The sequence below is a fragment of the Synechococcus sp. R55.2 genome (assembly GCF_047462075.1).
Lineage (GTDB): Bacteria > Cyanobacteriota > Cyanobacteriia > Thermostichales > Thermostichaceae > Thermostichus.
Genome location: NZ_JANSIH010000392.1, coordinates 1 through 18760 on the forward strand (window position 1 = coordinate 1; position 18760 = coordinate 18760).

Genomic DNA, 18760 nt, shown 5'->3' on the forward strand with positions numbered 1-18760 from the left:
ACCAGGCTGAGCGCGCCCTCCAACGACTTGACCTAGCCTCCAGGCCCACCCCACTTTTCCAAGCCCTTTGACGACCGGCAAGCGGAGTCGGAGCAGCGGCTGACTTCCCAACGGTCAATGATTAGAATAATCTGCTTAAGTGTGAATGGATGTGAACAATCCTTAAGGCATGGCGGAAACCGCCCCTGCCCCGGCAGCCAAAAGGGGATCCCAAGCGGTTTTGCCGAGATTTTCCAGGTGCGCCCCCACGGGATCCGGACAGTCCCTCGACCTTTGTAACGTTCGTTGACGATCGTTGGCGGGGTTTCTATAATGGAAGGCCTGACTGCAGCGCGACCCCTCCCGAGCAACGCATGACACAATTAGCAGTGCCATCCCCTGTCGCTCCTACCTTTCCTGACCTGGTGGAGATTCAGCGGGAGAGTTTCTTGTGGTTTTTGCGAGAAGGGTTTGAAGAGGAGCTTCTCAGCTTTTCCCCCATCATCGATTACACTGGTAAGCTGGAGCTGCACTTCCTGCCTGAATATCGCCCTGGGGATCCCTCCAAAGGGTACAAGATCAACCGCCCCCGCTACGACCCCGAGGAGGCCAAGCGGCGGGATGCCACCTATCAAGCGCAGATCCGGGTGCCCACTCGCCTGATCAACAAAGAGACCGGCGAGATCAAAGACATGGACGTCTTCATCGGCGAACTGCCCTTGATGACGGATCGGGGCACCTTCATCATCAACGGCGCCGAGCGGGTGATCGTCAACCAAATTGTGCGCAGCCCCGGCGTCTATTACAAGTCGGAGCTGGACAAAAACGGGCGTCGTACCTACAGCGCCAGCCTCATCCCCAACCGTGGTGCCTGGCTGAAGTTCGAGACCGACAAAAACGGCCTGGTGTGGGTGCGCATCGACAAAACCCGCAAGCTCTCGGCGGCAGTTCTGCTGAAAGCCTTGGGCCTGAGCGACTCCGAGATTTACGACAACCTGCGCCACCCCGAATTCTACCAGAAAACCATGGAGAAAGAGGGGCCCTACACCGAAGAAGAAGCCCTAATGGAGCTGTACCGCAAGTTGCGGCCCGGGGAACCCCCCACCGTATCGGGTGGCCAGCAGTTGCTGGAATCCCGCTTCTTCGACCCCAAACGCTACGATCTGGGCCGGGTAGGGCGCTACAAGCTGAACAAAAAGTTAAACCTCAACGTAGCGGAAAATGTGCGGGTGCTTACCGTCCCCGACATCTTGGCCGTCATCGACTACCTGATCAACTTGGAGTACGACATCGGCCATGTGGACGACATCGACCACCTGGGCAATCGCCGCGTGCGTTCTGTGGGTGAGCTGCTGCAAAACCAGGTGCGGGTGGGCCTAAATCGCCTGGAGCGGATCATCCGAGAACGGATGACGGTCTCCGAGTCGGAAAACCTCACCCCGGCCTCTTTGGTCAACCCCAAACCCTTGGTGGCGGCCATTAAGGAGTTCTTCGGCTCCAGCCAGCTCTCCCAGTTCATGGATCAGACCAATCCCCTGGCGGAGCTGACCCACAAGCGGCGGCTATCTGCCCTGGGCCCCGGCGGCCTAAGTCGGGAACGGGCCGGCTTTGCGGTGCGGGATATCCACCCCAGCCACTACGGCCGCATCTGCCCCATCGAAACTCCAGAAGGCCCCAACGCCGGGTTGATCGGATCCCTGGCCACCCACGCCCGCGTCAACCAGTACGGCTTTATCGAAAGCCCCTATTACCGGGTCGAGAACGGCGTGGTGCGCAAAGATCTGGGCATGGTCTACCTCACTGCCGATGAAGAGGACGAGTACCGCGTAGCCCCTGGGGATGTGCCGGTGGATGCCGAAGGCCGCATCACTGCCGATTTGGTGCCGGTGCGCTACCGCCAAGAGTTCACCACCGCCCACCCCACAGAAGTGCACTACGTCCAAGTGGCGCCGGTGCAGGTCATCTCGGTGGCCACCTCCTTGATCCCCTTCCTGGAGCACGATGACGCCAACCGTGCCTTGATGGGAGCAAACATGCAGCGGCAGGCGGTGCCCCTGCTCAAGCCGGATCGGCCCTATGTGGGCACTGGCCTGGAAGCCCAGGCGGCACGGGACTCCGGCATGGTGGTGGTGTCGCGCACCAATGGCGTGGTGACCTATGTCTCCGCCGACGAAATCGTGGTGCGGCCAGGCGACGGCGGGGATCCAATTGTCTATCGCCTGCAGAAATACCAGCGCTCCAACCAAGACACCTGCCTCAACCAGCGTCCCCTTGTCTATACGGGGGATCGGGTGGTGGCTGGCCAGGTGCTGGCGGATGGCCCGGCGACCGAAGGGGGCGAGTTGGCTTTGGGCCAAAACGTGTTGGTGGCCTACATGCCCTGGGAGGGCTACAACTACGAAGATGCCATCTTGATCAGCGAGCGGCTGGTCTACGACGATGTCTTTACCTCGGTACACATCGAGAAGCACGAGATCGAGGCCCGGCAAACCAAACTGGGCCCTGAGGAGATTACCCGCGAAATCCCCAACGTGGGGGAAGATGCCCTGCGGGACCTGGATGAGAACGGCATTGTGCGCATTGGGGCTTGGGTGGAGGCCGGCGACATTTTGGTGGGCAAAGTCACCCCCAAAGGGGAGTCGGATCAGCCCCCAGAAGAGCGGCTATTGCGGGCCATTTTCGGGGAAAAGGCTCGGGATGTGCGGGACAACTCGCTGCGGGTGCCCAACGGCGAGCGCGGTCGGGTGGTGGATGTACGCATCTTTACCCGCGAACAGGGGGATGAGCTGCCTCCCGGCGCCAACATGGTGGTGCGGGTCTACATTGCCCTCAAGCGCAAAATCCAGGTGGGGGACAAGATCGCGGGCCGTCACGGCAACAAAGGCATCATCTCCCGCATCTTGCCGATTGAGGACATGCCCTACCTAGCGGACGGCACACCGGTGGATGTGGTGCTCAACCCCTTGGGGGTGCCTTCCCGGATGAACGTGGGCCAAGTGTACGAGTGCCTGCTGGGCTGGGCAGCAGAACATCTGGGAGTGCGCTTCAAGCTGATGCCCTTTGATGAGATGCACGGTTTAGAAGCCTCCCGTCTGACGGTGGAGGCCAAGCTGAGGGAAGCCCGAGAGAAGACCGGCAAGGACTGGATCTTCAACCCGGAAGGCAGGTACTGCGGCAAAATCCAGGTGTTTGATGGTCGCACCGGGGAGCCCTTCGACCAGCCCGTTACGGTGGGCCGCGCCTACATGCTGAAGCTGGTGCACTTGGTGGATGACAAGATCCATGCCCGCTCCACCGGCCCCTATTCTTTGGTGACCCAGCAACCGCTGGGGGGCAAGGCGCAGCAGGGCGGCCAGCGCTTTGGGGAGATGGAGGTGTGGGCTTTGGAGGCGTTTGGGGCGGCCTACATCCTGCAGGAGCTGCTCACCGTCAAGTCCGACGACATGGTGGGGCGCAACGAGGCTCTCAACGCCATCGTCAAGGGCAAGCCCATCCCTCGACCCGGCACGCCGGAGTCCTTCAAGGTGCTGGTGCGGGAGCTGCAGTCCCTCTGCCTGGATGTGTCGGTACACAAGGTGGAGGTGGACAGCGAAGGGCAAACCCACGATGTGGAAGTGGATCTGATGGCCGATACCTCCAACCGTCATACTCCCTCTCGACCCACTTATGAATCGGTTACGTCTGAGGATCTCTCGCCATCACCAGCCTTTACCAGAGTGCTCCGCACCGCTGACGCGAATGCCAGCCGTAGCCGTGAGGAAGATGAGGACGGAGAAGAGGAAGATGACTTTTGAGTGTTGAGAGGGCTCCGTGCCGCTGACGCGAACGCGACGGGGATCCCATTCAGCCCGCGAAGGAGGGCGGGGTTTGCCTTTCCTTTGGGTTTAGGTGCCAGGGCAGCAAGTCAGGAGGAGAATGGCGATGGCCAAAACAGAGCAACGCTTTGACTACGTCAAAATTGGCTTGGCTTCTCCAGAGCGGATCATGGAGTGGGGCCAGCGCACCCTGCCCAATGGTCAAGTGGTGGGGGAAGTCACCAAGCCTGAGACCATCAATTACCGCACCCTCAAGCCGGAGATGGATGGTCTCTTTTGCGAGCGCATCTTTGGGCCGGCCAAAGACTGGGAATGCCACTGCGGCAAGTACAAGCGGGTACGGCATCGGGGGATCGTCTGCGAGCGCTGTGGGGTGGAGGTAACCGAGTCGCGGGTGCGCCGCCACCGCATGGGCTACATCAAGTTGGCTGCCCCCGTCACCCATGTTTGGTATTTGAAAGGGATCCCCAGCCACATCGCCACCCTGTTGGATATGCCGCTGCGGGATGTGGAGCAGGTGGTATACTTCAACGCCTACGTAGTGGTGGATCCGGGCAATGCCCAGAATCTCTCCTACAAACAACTGCTGACGGAGGATCAATTCCTCGAGATCGAAGATCAGATGTACGAGGAGGGATCCGAACTGCAACTGCCGGAGAACTGGGCGATGATCGGGGCGGAGGCCATCGAGCGCCTGCTCAAGGATATCGACCTGGAAAAAGAGGCGGAGCAACTGCGGGAGGAGATCACCACTGCTCGCGGCCAAAAGCGGGCACGCCTGATCAAGCGGCTGCGGGTGATCGACAACTTCATTGCCACCGGATCCCGTCCGGAGTGGATGGTGTTGCGGGTGCTGCCGGTGATCCCGCCGGATTTGCGCCCCATGGTGCAGTTGGATGGGGGCCGCTTTGCCACCAGCGACCTCAACGATCTCTACCGTCGTGTGATCAACCGCAACAACCGTCTGGCCCGGCTGCAGGAGATCATGGCGCCGGAGATCATTGTGCGCAACGAAAAGCGCATGCTCCAGGAGGCGGTGGACGCGCTGATCGACAACGGTCGGCGGGGGCGCGTAGTGGCGGGGGCCAACAACCGTCCCCTCAAGTCCCTCTCCGACATCATCGAGGGCAAACAGGGGCGCTTCCGGCAAAACCTGTTGGGCAAACGGGTGGACTACTCCGGGCGTTCGGTGATCGTGGTGGGGCCCAACCTGCGCATGCACCAGTGTGGCCTGCCCAAAGAGATGGCCATCGAGCTGTTCCAGCCCTTTGTCATCCACAAATTGATCAAGCGGGGCATTGTCAACAACATCAAGGCTGCCAAAAAGATGATCCAGAGCAATGACCCACAGATTTGGGATGTGCTGGAAGAGGTGATCGACGGCCACCCCGTCTTGCTCAACCGTGCCCCCACCCTGCACCGCCTGGGGATCCAAGCTTTTGAGCCAATCCTGGTGGAGGGAAGGGCGATTCAACTTCACCCCTTGGTCTGCCCTGCTTTCAACGCCGACTTCGACGGCGACCAGATGGCTGTGCATGTGCCCCTTTCTCTGGAAGCTCAGGCGGAAGCTCGCCTGCTGATGCTGGCCACCAACAACATCCTCTCCCCTGCCACTGGCGCCCCTATCATCACCCCCAGCCAAGATATGGTGCTGGGATGCTACTACCTGACGGCAGATAACCCCCACCAGCCCGATCTTGGCGATCGTTTCTTTGCCAGCTTGGAAGATGCTCTCATCGCCTACGACCGCGGTGCTATCGGCCTGCACAGCAAGGTCTGGGTGCGCTACCACGGCCCGATGGAGTTGGGCAAGGGCGAAAAAGAGTCCGAGCCGCAAATCATCGAAGAACCGGGCGGCATTCGCCTCAAGATCACCAACTACCGCCGTATCCGCGAGGATCAAGACGGCAACGTGATCAGCCAGTACATTCGCACCACGCCGGGCCGGATCATTTTTAACAAGACCGTGCAAGATATTTTGTCTGCGTAGTTCATCCTCTGCCGTAGGACGGCTCTTCTCTCCCCTCTCTCCTCTTCTCTCTAGCGAGGCATCATGAGCGAAAAAGGACGATTTTCCGCTGGCCTGGCGCGGCAGGCTGCCGACGGTAACAAAGCCGACACCCCCTTGCCCCCTGTGCCCTTTCGCAACTATCAAATTGGCAAAAAAGAGCTGCGCAACCTAATTGCTTGGTCTTTTGCCCGCTACGGCACGGCCCGCACTGCTCAGATGGCGGATGCTCTGAAGACCCTGGGCTTCAAATACGCCACCCAGGCAGCCGTCTCCATCAGCGTTGAAGACCTGCGCGTTCCCCCCAGCAAGCGGCAGTTGTTGGCACAAGCGGAAGCCGAGATCGAGGCGGCCACCGAGCGCTATACCCGTGGAGAAATCACAGAGGTGGAGCGCTACCAAAAGGTGATCGACACCTGGAACCAGATCAACGACCAGATCAAAGAGGAGATGCTCAACAACTTCCGGCAGAACGATCCCCTCAACTCCGTTTACATGATGGCCAACTCGGGGGCAAGGGGGAACGTCTCCCAGGTGCGCCAGTTGGTGGGCATGCGCGGCCTGATGGCCAACCCCCAGGGCGAGATCATCGATTTGCCCATCAAAACCAATTTCCGCGAGGGCCTGACCGTTACCGAATACATCATCTCTTCCTATGGGGCCCGCAAGGGTTTAGTGGATACGGCCCTGCGCACCGCCGACTCCGGCTACCTCACCCGCCGTTTGGTGGACGTGTCTCAGGATGTGATCGTGCGGGAATCCGACTGCGGCACCGACCAGGGCATTCTCCTGGAATACCTGATGGATGGGGACAAGGTGGTGGTGTCTCTGGAGGAGCGCTTGGTGGGCCGAGTGCTGGCGCGCGACGTGGTGCACCCAGAAACCCAGGTGGTGCTTGCCCGTCGCAACCAAGAGGTGGATCACGACCTGGCCAAGACGATTGTGGAGGCCGGCATCCGGCAGGTGATGGTGCGTTCTCCCCTCACCTGTGAGGCCAACCGCTCCGTGTGCCGGATGTGCTACGGCTGGAGCTTGGCCCATTCCCGCTTGGTGGATCTGGGGGAAGCGGTCGGGATCATCGCCGCCCAATCGATTGGGGAGCCGGGCACCCAGTTGACGATGCGCACCTTCCACACGGGAGGCGTGTTTACAGGGGAGGTGGCTCGCCAAATTCGCGCCCCCTTTGCCGGCGTCGTGCGCTTCCCGAAAAACCTGCGCACCCGCCCCTTCCGTACCCGCCACGGCGACGATGCTCTACAAGTGGAGGTAAACAACCAAATCATCTTGGAAGGCCCAGACGGGCAACGGGAGTCCTTCGACATGACCCAGGGATCCACCCTGCTGGTGCGGGACGGAGCCCAGGTGCAGCGGGACCAGTTGATCGCGGAGGTATCCCTGGCCAAGGCCAGCCGCAAGAGCACTGAGAAAGCCCAGAAAGAGGTGGTGGCCGATCTGGCCGGAGAAATTCGCTTTGCCGATCTGCCCATCGAGGAGAAGACCGACCGCCAGGGCAACACCACCTACACCGCTCAGCGGCAGGGGTTGATCTGGGTGATGTCTGGACAGGTGTACAATCTGCCGCCGGGGGCCGCAACAGTGGTGCAAAACGGGGATCGGGTAGAAGCGGGGGATGTGATCGCCGAGACCTTGCTGGTGACGGAGCATGGGGGCATTGTGCGGCTGCCGGAGCGCAGCGACACCAAAAGCGGGCGCGAGGTGGAGATCATCAACGCTTCCGTGGTGTTGCGGGAAGCACGGGTACGGGTGGAATCCCACCAGGGGCGGGAGCAGTTTTTGCTGGACACTTCCAGTGGGCAGACCTTTGTTCTCAAGGCTACTCCGGGCACCAAAGTGGGCAACGATGAGGTGGTGGCGGAGCTGATCGACAACCACTTCCGCAGTCAGACGGGAGGCTTGGTGAAGTTCGCCGGCATTGAGGTGGCACGGCGCGGCAAGGCCAAGCAAGGTTACGAAGTCATCCAGGGCGGCACCCTGCTGTGGATCCCAGAAGAGACCCACGAGGTGAACAAGGACATCTCCCTGCTGAACGTGGACGACGGCCAGTATGTGGAAGCGGGCACCGAGGTAGTGAAAGACATCTTTTGCCAGAATGCTGGCGTTGTCGAGGTTATCCAGAAGAACGACATCCTGCGGGAGATCGTCATCAAGCCGGGATCCCTGCATCTGGTGGACAACCCCGCCGACTTGGAAGTGAAAAGTGGCACCCTGATCCAGCCCGGGCAACAGGTGCTCAGCAGCATTGTTCCCGACCAACTGGTCTACTTGGAACAGGTGGAAACTCCTGAAGGCCCAGGCTTGCTGCTGCGTCCGGTGCAGGAGTACGAGATCCCCGACCGGCCCTTGGTGCCCACTCAAGAGTCCACCAGCGAGTCTGGCCGCTCCATTCGCCTGCGGGCGGTGCAGCGCGTTCCCTTCAAAGATGGGGAGCGGGTGAAGTCAGTAGGCCCTGTAGAACTCCTACGCACCCAACTGGTGCTGGAGATCGATACCGACGCCCCACAACTGAAGGCCGATATCGAGCTAATCCAAGACGAGAAGGATCCCGACATTCGCCGCCTGCAACTGGTGATTCTGGAAACCCTGCTGCTGCGCCGCGATGTGGAGGCAGATCTGACACAGGGGAGCACCCACACTCGGCTGTTGGTGAGCGAAGGAGACTCCATCTCCAGGGGAGGTGTTATTGCCCGAACCGAAATCCAAGCCAAAAAGGCTGGGATCGTCCAAGGGATCCGCCAGGGAGCGGAAGTGGTGCGGCGGGTGCTGGTGATTACCGACGACGATCTGGTGCAGGTGCCCCTGACAGGTTCAGCCAGCGTGGCGGTAGGGGCGCTGGTGCGGGCCGGAGATGAGCTGGCGCCTGGGATCCCTTCTCCACAGTCGGGACAGGTAATGCAGATAACGGACGGCCAAGTGGTGTTGCGGATAGCGCGGCCCTACTTGGTTTCTGCGGGTGCCATTCTGCAGGTACGAGATGGCGATCTGGTGCAGCGGGGGGATTCCCTGGCCCTCCTGGTGTTTGAGCGGGCCAAGACGGGGGACATCATCCAGGGTCTGCCGCGGATTGAGGAGCTGCTGGAGGCCCGCAAGCCCAAGGAAATGTGTGTTCTGGCCAAGCGGCCCGGCACCGTTCAACTGAGCTGGCGGGGAGAGGAGCCGGATTTGAAGGTCATCGAAGCCGATGGCACCGTTAGAGACTATCCTGTGCTGCCGGGGCAAAGCTTGATGGTGGTGGACGGACAGCCGGTGGGGGTGGGGGATCCCCTTACCGATGGCCCTGCCAACCCTCACGACCTCTTGGAGATCTACTACGAGTACCATCGCCAAACCTTGGGAGATGACCAAGCCGCGCGGTTGGCTTTGCGGGAGGTGCAGCGCTTCTTCGTGAACGAAGTGCAGAACGTCTACCGCTCCCAGGGGGTGGAGATCTCCGACAAACACATCGAGATCGTGGTGCGCCAGATGACCTCCAAGGTGCGGGTGGATGATGGTGGCGACACCATCCTGTTGCCGGGGGAGCTGGTGGAGTTGCGGGAAATCCAGCAGACCAACGCCACCATGGCCATTACCGGAGGGGCGCCGGCCAAATATACGCCCGTCCTGCTGGGGATCACCAAGGCCAGCTTGAACACCGACAGCTTCATCTCGGCGGCCAGCTTCCAGGAAACCACCCGCGTGCTTACAGAGGCGGCCATCGAGGGCAAATCCGACTGGCTGCGCGGGTTGAAAGAAAACGTGATTATCGGGCGCCTGATCCCCGCCGGCACGGGCTTCACCACCTACGAGGAGATCACCCCCGAACCGGAGCCTGACGAAGAGGAAGAAGAGCCTGCAGTGTTGCCGGAGCTGCCGCCTCGTTTGATCTTGGAAGACGATCAGTTGATCGACGATTCCACCCCTGCCTTCGACGAGCTAGAGGAGGATGACGACGAGGAGGAGTGAGGCGCTGGGTCTCCAGGATTGGGCCACTTTGCAAACTGAAATCGTCAGTTGCTGCCGCTGTCCCCGCTTGGTGGCTTGGCGAGAGGCAGTCGCCCTTCAGAAGGTGGCCCGTTTTCGGGAGCAGTCCTACTGGGGCAAGCCCGTTCCGGGATTTGGGGATCCGCAGGCGCGGCTGTGGGTGATCGGGTTGGCACCGGCAGCTCATGGGGGCAACCGCACCGGGCGGGTGTTTACCGGGGATCCCAGTGGGGACTGGCTGTTTCGCGCCTTGTACCGAGCTGGCTTTGCCAATCAGCCCACCTCTACCCACCGAGAGGATGGCCTGCATCTGCAGGATTGCTACATCTCAGCCGTGGTGCGCTGCGCTCCCCCAGACAATCGCCCCACCGTCACAGAAGCCAAGGCCTGCCTGAGCTACCTGAAACAAGAGCTGGAGCTGCTAACCCAGGTGCGAGTGATCCTGACGTTGGGGCATTTTGCCTTCCAACACGCTCTGACGCTCTTGCCACCTCTCAGGCCCCGCCCCCGCTTTGGCCACAACTGCGTTATTCCCCTGGCAGAGGGTCGCTATTTGCTGGCGTCTTACCATCCCAGCCGGCGCAACACGGCCACACGGCTGCTGACGGAGCCGATGTTGGATGCCGTTTTCGCGCAGGCCCAGCAGTTGCTGCCTTTATATGCCGGCCCGACCGGGTGAGCATTAGGCGGGTTGCCAAGATTCGAGGCGATAGGCACTGTCCCAAAACAGCCATTCCAACCGGGAGGCAGTGACAAAAGCTGCCCTCATCTTTTCCCGCAGCGGCTCTGTAGCCTGCTGAGCGACGGAGTCGGTGATGTCCAAAGCCTGCTGCACCACTTGGGCAAATTCTTCCCCGGCGTAGGTGTCGATCCACTGTTGGTAGGGATTGTCAGGCTGCGCGGTGCGATAGATGGTGGATCCCACCTCTCGGTAGATCCAAAAGCAGGGCAGCACAGCGGCAATGGCCACCTCATAGGGATCCACAGCCGCCGCAGCCAACAAAAAACGGGTATAGGCGAAGCAGGCAGGGGCATAGGCTGTTTCGGGTTGAATGTCGTAGAGGCGAAAATAGCTTTCGTGCAGGCTGCGTTCGGCCACAATGGCTCCCAGGGCAAAGTTCAAGAAACTCACCACCTGCTCAGCCCCTTCGGAACGAGCTCCAATCAAGGCCAGGGCGCGGGCAAAGTCGGTGAGATAAAGAGCATCCTGCTGCAAGTAAAACTGGAACCGCTGCCGCGATAGGCTGCCCGCTGCCAACTCTCGGTTGAAGGGGTGATCGAGGATTTGCTTGTAGATGGGCTGAATGGCTTGCCAAAGGTGGGCAGTAAAGGACTGGGGCATGGCGACCGTCTCTTGGTGTTTGGTCTTCAGGTTTCGTCCAGGTTCAGTCGATTGGTGATTGACCTGACCAGGGCCAGCACCTCTGCTGGGGCTGAGGCTTTCTTCATTTTGAATCTCAATTAGGCTTCGGGCATGAGGGGGCGGAACCCATGCTTGCGAGAAAGCTGCCCGATCAGATCCAATTTCTCAAGGGTGATCAAATTGCGGCCCCAACTGAAATTGGTGTGCAGCCCCTCAAACTCCAGTAGCATGGACTCGGCAAAGCAGGCGAAAAGCTGACGGGCCGGGTTGGCCACATTCAAAAACTGCATGATGTTCCATTCAATGTCCAAAGAGTGCTCCACCATCCCCCCGTCAATGACGTAGAGCCCCTTCCGATGCAAGCTGGAGGCGATGTTCTTCGGGTAGCCACCGTCGATGATGACACAGGGATCCGGCAACACTTGTGGATCGAGAACCATGCCTTGGCTCATGCTGGCCACCCAAACGATAAAGTCGGCGCGGGGCAGGGCCTCTTCCAGCGAACAGATCTCCCCCTGCTTGAGGTTGGCCTGCAATTCCTCTAGGCGCCGCCGCTCTCGAGCTATGAGCAACAACTTGCCCAAGTGAGTGCGGGCCACCAACCATTGACAAATGGCGCTGCCGATATCTCCGGTCGCCCCCACCACCGCAACCGTAGCGGCTGCCAAGTCCATGGCGTAGCGCTGGGCCGCCAACTGCAGTTGCTGACAGATGATGTAGGCCGTGTGGGTATTGCCGGTGGTAAAGCGTTGGATCTCCAAGTCGATGTTGCGGACTCGCCGGAGACTGTCGAGGCGAAAAGTCTCGAAAATGATGCTGCTGAATCCCCCCAAAGCCGTAATGTTCAAGCCGCGCCGCTGGGCTAGGGCCATGGCATTCAACACTTTCCGACAGGCGGCCTTTACCCGTCCCCCCGCCAACATTTCCGGCAAGAAACAGGATTCGACGTACTGCCCATGGATCTTTTGGCCGGTAATGCTGGTCACTGTGATCTCGTCCACCACCTGAGGGGGAGCCATGCACCAGAACTCCAGGTCGCTCTCCGCATATTCGGAATAACCCAGCTTGTCTGCCACCCGCTTCGCATGGGCCAGGCTGGTCAAGTGCCCAATCAGGCCGAACATAAAGGTTTACCCGCTTGGATAACTGATGGATCCCATCAAAACATGTCCATACCCGCCTGTAGCCAGCCTAGAACTGCAGTCCGCCGGCAGAGGATGAATGCTGAGGTGGGTCATGCTGCCCGCAAACCCTGGGCAGAGAGGCGCATCACCTCGCGGGTGCTGAAGCCGATGTTGGCCAGCGCCTCGCCATAGGCAATCATAAAGTCCTCGACAATGGCCTCGCGATCCATGTAGATGGCTTCCACATCCTTGTCCACCTGCTGCAGCATCTGCCACACCAAAGGCAGGTTCTGGGCGTTGGCCGCTTCGATCTGCCCTTTGACTTCGCCAAAATGCTCCCCTAGCCAGCGCTCGCCAAAGTTGAGGTGCAGATATTCATCCTTGACCACCCCCTCGGTGATCTTGCGGGCAAACTCATCGGCGACGGGGATGTAGATGTTGTAGGCGGCAATGGCAAAGCATTCGATGATCAGCGACTGAATGACCAAGCAGGTAACTAGGTCTCCGGCTGCTGCCGCTTTTTGGAAATTGTTGCGCAAAGGGGCGAAGAAAGTGCGGGCAAACTCCCTATCCGGCTCTACCTGCAGGTTTTTGCCGCAGGATTGAAAGCCTTTCATGTGCCGCAATTCCATCTTGGCCAGCTTGTGCAGCTCCTCTGCCCCTTCCGGCAACATCTCGGCCAGCTTGAGGTAGTTGTCGTGGGCTTCTTGTTCCCCTTCGATCACAATGCCGTTGATGCGAGAGTAGGCCTGCCGGTAAACCGCGCTGCCATAGTCCAAGGTGGTGCCACCCTCATCGGCTAAAGGCTGGGGGGTATTGGGCAGGACGTTCACTGGGGCCATACTCATGCATCTCCTCTCGGTGTTGTTTGGGTGTTGTTGATTGTCTATGCTGACTCGACAATCGCCTCGATTGCAGTTGAATCGCTCTCTTAATCAGAATAGCTGTAGCTGCCGCAGAATTGGCGGGATTCCTTTTGCGGAATGATAGGGGTCTGCTAGGGTGAGGGTTCGAGTGCCGTTGTGGAGCCTGCTGTATGTCTGCTCTTGGGGATGGCCTGAACCAACTGCGCCAGTTGCTGGTGGAGCTGGAGGAACGATCCCTCGATCAGCCGATTGGCAGTGCCGAGGAGGTGTTGCAGGCCATTGAGCTAGCCACGGCTTTTGAGCTGTTTGAGGCGGAGAGCAGCGGTTTGCTGCTGCAGATTGTGGCCAATCTCTGGGATCGGGTACGGCAGCAGGACTTATCTTCCGGAGAGATTCAGACGGTATCGGAGAAGTTGCGGGCGGTGGGCTATACCGATGCTGAGATCCAGGAGATCCTGGACTTGGAGCCGGAGGGATAGCCCCATTTTCCCCTCTAGGCTTGAACCATGCCCAGCTCTGCTGGAGTGATATCCGCTTCCATCTGAGTGGTGGCGTCGTAGCAGGCCCCTCGCAGGTTGGCCAGCTTGAGTTTGCACCGGGCCAGAAGGGATCCTCTCAAGTTGGCCCCGGTGAGATTGGCCCCCGCCAAGTCCGCTTGGCTGAGATCGGCCTCGCTCAAGTCCGCTTCCGCCAGGTTGGCCCCACGCAAGTTGGCTCCCTGCAATCGGGATCCCTGCAGTTTAGCTTTTTCTAGGTTGGCCAGCCGCAGGTTGGATCCCTGCAGATCCGCTTGGCTGAGGTCGGCGCCGCTCAGGTAGGCCCGCTCCAGGTTGGCAGAAGCCAGCTTTGCCTGGCGGAGAATGGATCCCCCCAAGTCGATCCCGGCCAAGTCGGCCCCGGCCAGATCAGCTCCGGCCAGTTGGCTGTTGCTGAAGTCCCGCTCACCGCTGCCGTAGCGTTGCAACAGGTCTGCTCCAGTTTCCACCATCGCTGTTTTCCACACCGGACGAATGGATCCTACCTAGGAATAGAAGGGCCGCCAAGAGCACGCTAGGATAGACGCAAGCCGTTTTCCGGGATCCCCCCTTATGAGCTTGCCCCGTGTGCCCCGAACTCGACCTCGCCCCAAGCTGCGCTCGATCCCTCGCCGCCAAACCGAATCCGCCCTCTATGCCGAAATGCAGCAGCTCACTGTCGAAAAGCAGCGGCTCAAACAAGAGCTAGAGTTTATTCGAGAGCGGCAAGGGCAAATCCACGCGCGACTTCAGGAAATCGAGCAGGCCATGCAACACCTTCAGCAGGAGGCAAAAGCCTTTCGGGATCCCGCTCCTGCCTCTGAACCCGCCCAGCTCAGATCTCGCCCTTCCCGCTTCCCACCCATGACCTTTGAGTACTGAGGGATCCCCTTGGTTAAGTCCCATCACTCTGGAAGATCGGAAAATCCAAAGCCAACCCAAGCAACAAGTTGGGGGATTTTGTAGCCAAATTAACTATTTGCTGCTCGTCTCAAGCCGACCCTAGAATCCAGGCCAGCGAACAGCCATTCTCAAGCTGGCTGCACAGTTACTTAAACTTCCAGGCTTATGACTTCTTCTCCACAGATCTCGCGTCGCCGCCGGTTTTTGTCCTGGGTGCTGGGGTTGTTGCCCACCCTTTTGCTGGGAAGCTCCTCTCCCGCTCTGGCCCGACCCCCCATTCAGATGGGCTACAGCAATTGGGCAGGTTGGTGGCCGTGGGCCATTGGAGAAGAAGAGGGCATTTTCAAGAAAAATGGGGCCAACGTGCAGTTGCGCTGGTTCGATGGCTACATTGAGTCGATGGAAGCCTTTGCCGCCGGACAACTGGATGCCAATACCCAAACCCTGAACGATACGCTCTCCTTCGCGCCGAAATCTGTGAATGGTCAGGTGGTGGTGCTGGTCAACGACAACTCGGCAGGCAACGACAAGATCATCGTCCGGGAAGGGATCAACACCATTGCCGACCTAGTGGGTAAGCGGGTGGCTGTGGAAGAAGGCGTGGTGGGTGACTTTCTGCTGACGCTGGGGCTGGAGCGGGAGGGATTTTCCCGCGACGATGTGATCATTGTGCCCTTGGAAACCGGAGCCGCCGCCGCTGCTTTTGCTGCCGGTCAGGTGGATGCGGTGGGAGCCTTTCCGCCCTTTTGGTTGACAGCCCTGGAGCGCCCTGGAAGCAAGGAGCTGTTCTCTTCGGCGGAGTTCCCAGGGGCCATTCCCGATTTGTTGGTGGTCAGCCAAAAATTGATTGACGAGCAGCCGGATCAGGTGCAGGCTTTGGTGAATAGCTGGTTCGATATTCTGAAGTTCATGGAGGAGAACCCGCAGCGAGCCGACGAAATCATGGCCAGACGTGCCGGTGTCACCCCAGAGGAGCTGCAACTGTTCAAAGATGGCATTCGTTTCTTCACCATAGAAGACAACCTAAAAGCCTTCAGCCCCGGCGAGGGAATGCAGCACATGCCCTATGCGGCCAGACAAATGGTGGACTTCATGGTGAGAGTGGGCTTCATCTCGGAGGGGCCCAAGGATCTGGAGGCATTGTTCGATGACCGCTTCGTTCGCGCCTATGCCGAGTCGGTGGGTGTTAGACGGTGAGAGATATCCGGGATCCCTTCATGGGCCACCAGTGAGGTAAGGTACGATGCTGACTGCTCCGGCTGAATCGCCTCCACCCACCCGCCCCAGTCTGCCCCCGACGGTGTTTTGGCGCATTGCCGAAGAGATCCCGCGCCCCTTGGCCTTGCTGCTGACGGCGCTATCGGTGCTGGTGCCTTTCGGCTTGTGGTGGGGCCTATCGGTCTCGGGGTGGGTACCGCCGCGTTTTTTGCCTTCTCCCCCTTCGGTATGGGCGGCCCTGCTGCGCCTGTGGCGAGACGGCCTGCTGTGGAAGGATACCTTGGCCAGCTTCAGTCGGGTTAGCAGCGGTTTTCTGTTGGCAGCAGTGGTGGCGACCCCCATCGGCATTGCCATGGGCACCTTCGCCAGCATCCGCGCCTTGATCGAGCCGATTAGCGGCATCTTTCGCTACATGCCCGCTCCTGCCTTCACCCCGCTGTTGATTATTTACTTGGGTTTGGATGAGGCCCCCAAGATCGGGTTAATTTTCATCGGCACCGTTTTCTTCAACATGCTGATGATCATGGATGCGGTGAAGTTCATTCCCAAAGAGCTGATCGAGGCCACCTACACCTTGGGGGGGCGGCGCTGGCAGGTGTTGCTGCAGGTGATCACTCCATACATCACCCCGAACATTCTCGACACCTTCCGCGTCAACATGGCTGCCTCTTGGAACTTGGTGGTGGTGGCAGAATTGGTGGCCGCCAATGAGGGTTTGGGTAGGCGGATCCAGCTAGCCCAGCGCTTCTTTAGAACCGACGAGATTTTTGCGTGCTTGATTGTGTTGGGGCTGATCGGCTTTCTGCTGGATTGGCTGCTGCGACGCTTGGTACGTTTGACCTGTCGTTGGGCCTTTTTATGAGGTGGTGTCGTGCATTTGGAAGTGGTCGGCCTGAGCAAATCCTTCCCCACCCGTCGTGGACCTATCTTGGCTCTGGATGGGGTGAATTTGCATGTGGAGTCGGGGGAGTTTGTCTGTGTGGTGGGGGCTTCCGGCTCTGGTAAAACCACCCTACTGCGCCTGATTGCCGGGTTGGAGCAGCCTAGCCGAGGATCCATCAGCGTCGATGGGGAGCCGGTGATTGGGCCGGGAGCGGATCGGGGAGTCGTGTTCCAGTCCTACACCCTCTACCCCTGGATGACCGTGGCGGAGAACGTCGGCTTTGGCCTGAAATTGCAGGGGGTAAAACGGCAGGAAAGGGAAGCCCGTGTGGATTATTTTCTGGAGATCGTCGGCCTGGAGCGTTTTGCCAAGGCTCTGCCCAAGCAGCTTTCGGGCGGTATGCAGCAGCGGGTGGCGATTGCGCGAGCTCTGGCGGCCCAACCGAAGATTTTGCTGATGGATGAGCCTTTTGGCGCTTTGGATGTGCAAACCAAGGAGACCATGCAGGAGTTTTTGCTGGATCTCTGGCAGCGCACGCGCACTTCAATCCTGATGATCACCCACGATGTGGAAGAAGCCGTCTTTTTGGCCCAGCGCATCTATGTACTCACGTCCCATCCTGGGCGGGTGAAACGGGAGATCCGAGTTGATTTCCCCAGCCGGCGCGACTACAGCCTCAAGCGCACTTCTTCTTTTCAGGAGGTGAAGGACGAGATCTTGGCTCTCCTGCGAGAACAGAAAGGGATCCCGTTGAGCAACGCTGCGCCCGCAGGCTGATCAGGCAAACACCACCGTCTTGTTGTGGTATACCAGCACCCGATTCTCCAGGTGATACCGCACTGCCCGTGCCAGGACTAGGCGTTCCATGTCGCGGCCTTTGCGGACGAGGTCGGCAACGGTATCGCGGTGGCTGACCCGCACCACATCCTGCTCGATGATCGGCCCTTCGTCCAGGTCTTCGGTGGCATAGTGGGCGGTGGCGCCGATGATTTTCACTCCCCGTTGATGGGCGCGGTGGTAGGGGTTGGCTCCGGCAAAGGCGGGCAGGGTGGAATGGTGAATGTTGATGACCGGCGGGGCTTGGCGGAGCAGCGACCCACTCAAGATCTGCATGTACTTGGCCAACACCACCAGGTCAATTCGATATTCCTGCAGGAGAGCGAGCTGACGGGCTTCGGCTGCGGCTTTGCCCTCTGGAGAAACGGGGATGTGGTAGTAATCGATACCGAAGGAGCGGGCCACCGATTCCAGGTCGGGGTGATTGCTGATGATCAAGGGGATCTCGGCGGGCAGTTCTCCCGCCCTTTGCCGCCAGATCAGATCCAAAAGGCAGTGGCTTTGCTTGCTGGCCCACAACGCAATGCGACGGCGAGTGTCGGAAAAATGCAGTTCCCAGTTGGCTTGGATCCCACGGGCAATGCCTGAAAAGGCGGGGACAATTTCCCCTCGCTCCAGTTGGAAGCCCTGCAAGTCCCACTCGATGCGGCTCAAGAACAGTCCTGCTTCGGGATCCGTATGGTGATCGGCGTGAATGATGTTGCCGCCGTAGCTGTAGATGAAGCTGGAGAGCTTGGCTACCAACCCTTTTTGATCGGGGCAAGATACCAACAGGGTGGCACTGGGCATAGGTGGACAAAAAGCCTCAACCTTCTTACCGTAGGGCTGGGTTTTACTGCGGAGCAAGCCGTTTTCAATCTACCCGGTTGATCGCTTCCAACAGCCAGGAATCCACCGGCTGGCCATCCCAACGCTTTAGGTCGATGCGAATCCACATCGCCGCAGAAGAGCCGGCAGGGGGCAGTTCCTGGTGAAACGAGATCTCATAGTCGGACGGGTTTTGGCCATGCTGCCGCAGCCAGGTCTCCACCTTGGCAGGAGCGAAGTAGGACTGCCCTTGCTCGAACAAGCGCGTAATTTCCATGCCGAAGCAAAGGGGGTTAAAGCGGGCCATAGGTTAGGCAGCGTCTGCTGTTTGAGCGTCGTCGGCTACGGATGGGACGGGATCCGTCTCTGGGGGGGGCGTATCGGCAACTGACTCGGTGACTGCTGTTCGGGAAACCTTGGGAGGGGCGGCAGCCGTTGTCCCGCGGGTGGCTTTTTCCAGCTCT

The 18760-nt window shown here is 59.6% G+C and carries 15 protein-coding genes; 9 read left to right on the top strand and 6 right to left on the bottom strand.

The window, feature by feature from the left end:
• Positions 1-353 precede the first annotated feature (353 nt).
• From rpoB to NW838_RS12405, 4 genes are all read left to right on the top strand, one after another.
• Positions 354-3773 carry a DNA-directed RNA polymerase subunit beta gene (rpoB, locus tag NW838_RS12390; RefSeq protein ID WP_414428130.1) on the top strand — a complete coding sequence of 1140 codons (3420 nt, stop codon included), beginning with the start codon at positions 354-356 and terminating at the stop codon, positions 3771-3773.
• 127 nt (positions 3774-3900) lie between these two features.
• Complete coding sequence (locus NW838_RS12395; protein WP_414356733.1) at positions 3901-5784, top strand: DNA-directed RNA polymerase subunit gamma; 1884 nt, start codon at positions 3901-3903, stop codon at positions 5782-5784.
• 63 nt (positions 5785-5847) lie between these two features.
• Positions 5848-9762, top strand: coding sequence for a DNA-directed RNA polymerase subunit beta' (locus NW838_RS12400; protein WP_414428131.1), 3915 nt, complete (start codon positions 5848-5850; stop codon positions 9760-9762).
• A 28-nt stretch (positions 9763-9790) separates the two neighbouring features.
• Positions 9791-10459, top strand: coding sequence for a uracil-DNA glycosylase (locus NW838_RS12405; protein WP_414428132.1), 669 nt, complete (start codon positions 9791-9793; stop codon positions 10457-10459).
• A gap of 3 nt (positions 10460-10462) precedes the next feature.
• Here the strand turns inward: NW838_RS12405 and tenA are convergent, their stop codons facing one another.
• From tenA to NW838_RS12420, 3 genes are all read right to left on the bottom strand, one after another.
• Complete coding sequence (gene tenA / locus NW838_RS12410) at positions 10463-11122, bottom strand: thiaminase II (RefSeq protein ID WP_414416477.1); 660 nt, start codon at positions 11120-11122, stop codon at positions 10463-10465.
• A gap of 119 nt (positions 11123-11241) precedes the next feature.
• Positions 11242-12267, bottom strand: a complete 1026-nt coding sequence (locus tag NW838_RS12415; RefSeq protein WP_414428133.1) for a long-chain acyl-[acyl-carrier-protein] reductase — start codon at positions 12265-12267, stop codon at positions 11242-11244.
• 110 nt (positions 12268-12377) lie between these two features.
• Positions 12378-13109, bottom strand: a complete 732-nt coding sequence (locus NW838_RS12420) for an aldehyde oxygenase (deformylating) (RefSeq protein ID WP_414356740.1) — start codon at positions 13107-13109, stop codon at positions 12378-12380.
• A 194-nt stretch (positions 13110-13303) separates the two neighbouring features.
• Between NW838_RS12420 and NW838_RS12425 the strand changes: the two genes are divergently transcribed.
• The gene (locus tag NW838_RS12425) at positions 13304-13612 is read left to right on the top strand and encodes a hypothetical protein (RefSeq protein ID WP_414356728.1); all 309 of its coding nucleotides are present in this window, start codon (positions 13304-13306) and stop codon (positions 13610-13612) included.
• 14 nt (positions 13613-13626) lie between these two features.
• Here NW838_RS12425 and NW838_RS12430 read toward each other — a convergent pair whose 3' ends face one another.
• Positions 13627-14121, bottom strand: a complete 495-nt coding sequence (locus NW838_RS12430) for a pentapeptide repeat-containing protein (RefSeq protein ID WP_414356726.1) — start codon at positions 14119-14121, stop codon at positions 13627-13629.
• Positions 14122-14221: 100 nt separating this feature from the next.
• Between NW838_RS12430 and NW838_RS12435 the strand changes: the two genes are divergently transcribed.
• From NW838_RS12435 to NW838_RS12450, 4 genes are all read left to right on the top strand, one after another.
• A complete protein-coding gene (locus NW838_RS12435) occupies positions 14222-14530 on the top strand; it encodes a gas vesicle protein GvpV (protein WP_414428134.1) in 309 nt (102 codons plus the stop codon).
• A gap of 186 nt (positions 14531-14716) precedes the next feature.
• On the top strand, positions 14717-15748 hold the full coding sequence (locus NW838_RS12440) for an ABC transporter substrate-binding protein (RefSeq protein ID WP_414409266.1): 1032 nt from the start codon (positions 14717-14719) through the stop codon (positions 15746-15748).
• A 46-nt stretch (positions 15749-15794) separates the two neighbouring features.
• Complete coding sequence (locus NW838_RS12445) at positions 15795-16631, top strand: ABC transporter permease (RefSeq protein WP_414343731.1); 837 nt, start codon at positions 15795-15797, stop codon at positions 16629-16631.
• Between the two features lie 9 nt (positions 16632-16640).
• Positions 16641-17429 carry an ABC transporter ATP-binding protein gene (locus NW838_RS12450; protein WP_414356724.1) on the top strand — a complete coding sequence of 263 codons (789 nt, stop codon included), beginning with the start codon at positions 16641-16643 and terminating at the stop codon, positions 17427-17429.
• Here the strand turns inward: NW838_RS12450 and purU are convergent, their stop codons facing one another.
• Positions 17430-18278 carry a formyltetrahydrofolate deformylase gene (gene purU, locus NW838_RS12455; protein WP_414356723.1) on the bottom strand — a complete coding sequence of 283 codons (849 nt, stop codon included), beginning with the start codon at positions 18276-18278 and terminating at the stop codon, positions 17430-17432.
• 64 nt (positions 18279-18342) lie between these two features.
• The gene (locus tag NW838_RS12460) at positions 18343-18603 is read right to left on the bottom strand and encodes a hypothetical protein (protein ID WP_414428135.1); all 261 of its coding nucleotides are present in this window, start codon (positions 18601-18603) and stop codon (positions 18343-18345) included.
• Positions 18604-18760: the final 157 nt, after the last annotated feature.

Excerpts from the sequence above, each read along its gene's own strand:
- NW838_RS12415 (WP_414428133.1), bottom strand. The coding sequence starts at position 12,267 with ATGTTCGGCCTGATTGGGCACTTGACCAGCCTGGCCCATGCGAAGCGG.
- NW838_RS12435 (WP_414428134.1), top strand. The coding sequence starts at position 14,222 with ATGAGCTTGCCCCGTGTGCCCCGAACTCGACCTCGCCCCAAGCTGCGC.
- purU (WP_414356723.1), bottom strand. The coding sequence starts at position 18,278 with ATGCCCAGTGCCACCCTGTTGGTATCTTGCCCCGATCAAAAAGGGTTG.
- NW838_RS12440 (WP_414409266.1), top strand. The coding sequence starts at position 14,717 with ATGACTTCTTCTCCACAGATCTCGCGTCGCCGCCGGTTTTTGTCCTGG.
- NW838_RS12420 (WP_414356740.1), bottom strand. The coding sequence starts at position 13,109 with ATGGCCCCAGTGAACGTCCTGCCCAATACCCCCCAGCCTTTAGCCGAT.
- rpoB (WP_414428130.1), top strand. The coding sequence starts at position 354 with ATGACACAATTAGCAGTGCCATCCCCTGTCGCTCCTACCTTTCCTGAC.
- NW838_RS12425 (WP_414356728.1), top strand. The coding sequence starts at position 13,304 with ATGTCTGCTCTTGGGGATGGCCTGAACCAACTGCGCCAGTTGCTGGTG.
- NW838_RS12460 (WP_414428135.1), bottom strand. The coding sequence starts at position 18,603 with ATGGCCCGCTTTAACCCCCTTTGCTTCGGCATGGAAATTACGCGCTTG.
- NW838_RS12395 (WP_414356733.1), top strand. The coding sequence starts at position 3,901 with ATGGCCAAAACAGAGCAACGCTTTGACTACGTCAAAATTGGCTTGGCT.
- NW838_RS12400 (WP_414428131.1), top strand. The coding sequence starts at position 5,848 with ATGAGCGAAAAAGGACGATTTTCCGCTGGCCTGGCGCGGCAGGCTGCC.
- tenA (WP_414416477.1), bottom strand. The coding sequence starts at position 11,122 with ATGCCCCAGTCCTTTACTGCCCACCTTTGGCAAGCCATTCAGCCCATC.
- NW838_RS12445 (WP_414343731.1), top strand. The coding sequence starts at position 15,795 with ATGCTGACTGCTCCGGCTGAATCGCCTCCACCCACCCGCCCCAGTCTG.
- NW838_RS12430 (WP_414356726.1), bottom strand. The coding sequence starts at position 14,121 with ATGGTGGAAACTGGAGCAGACCTGTTGCAACGCTACGGCAGCGGTGAG.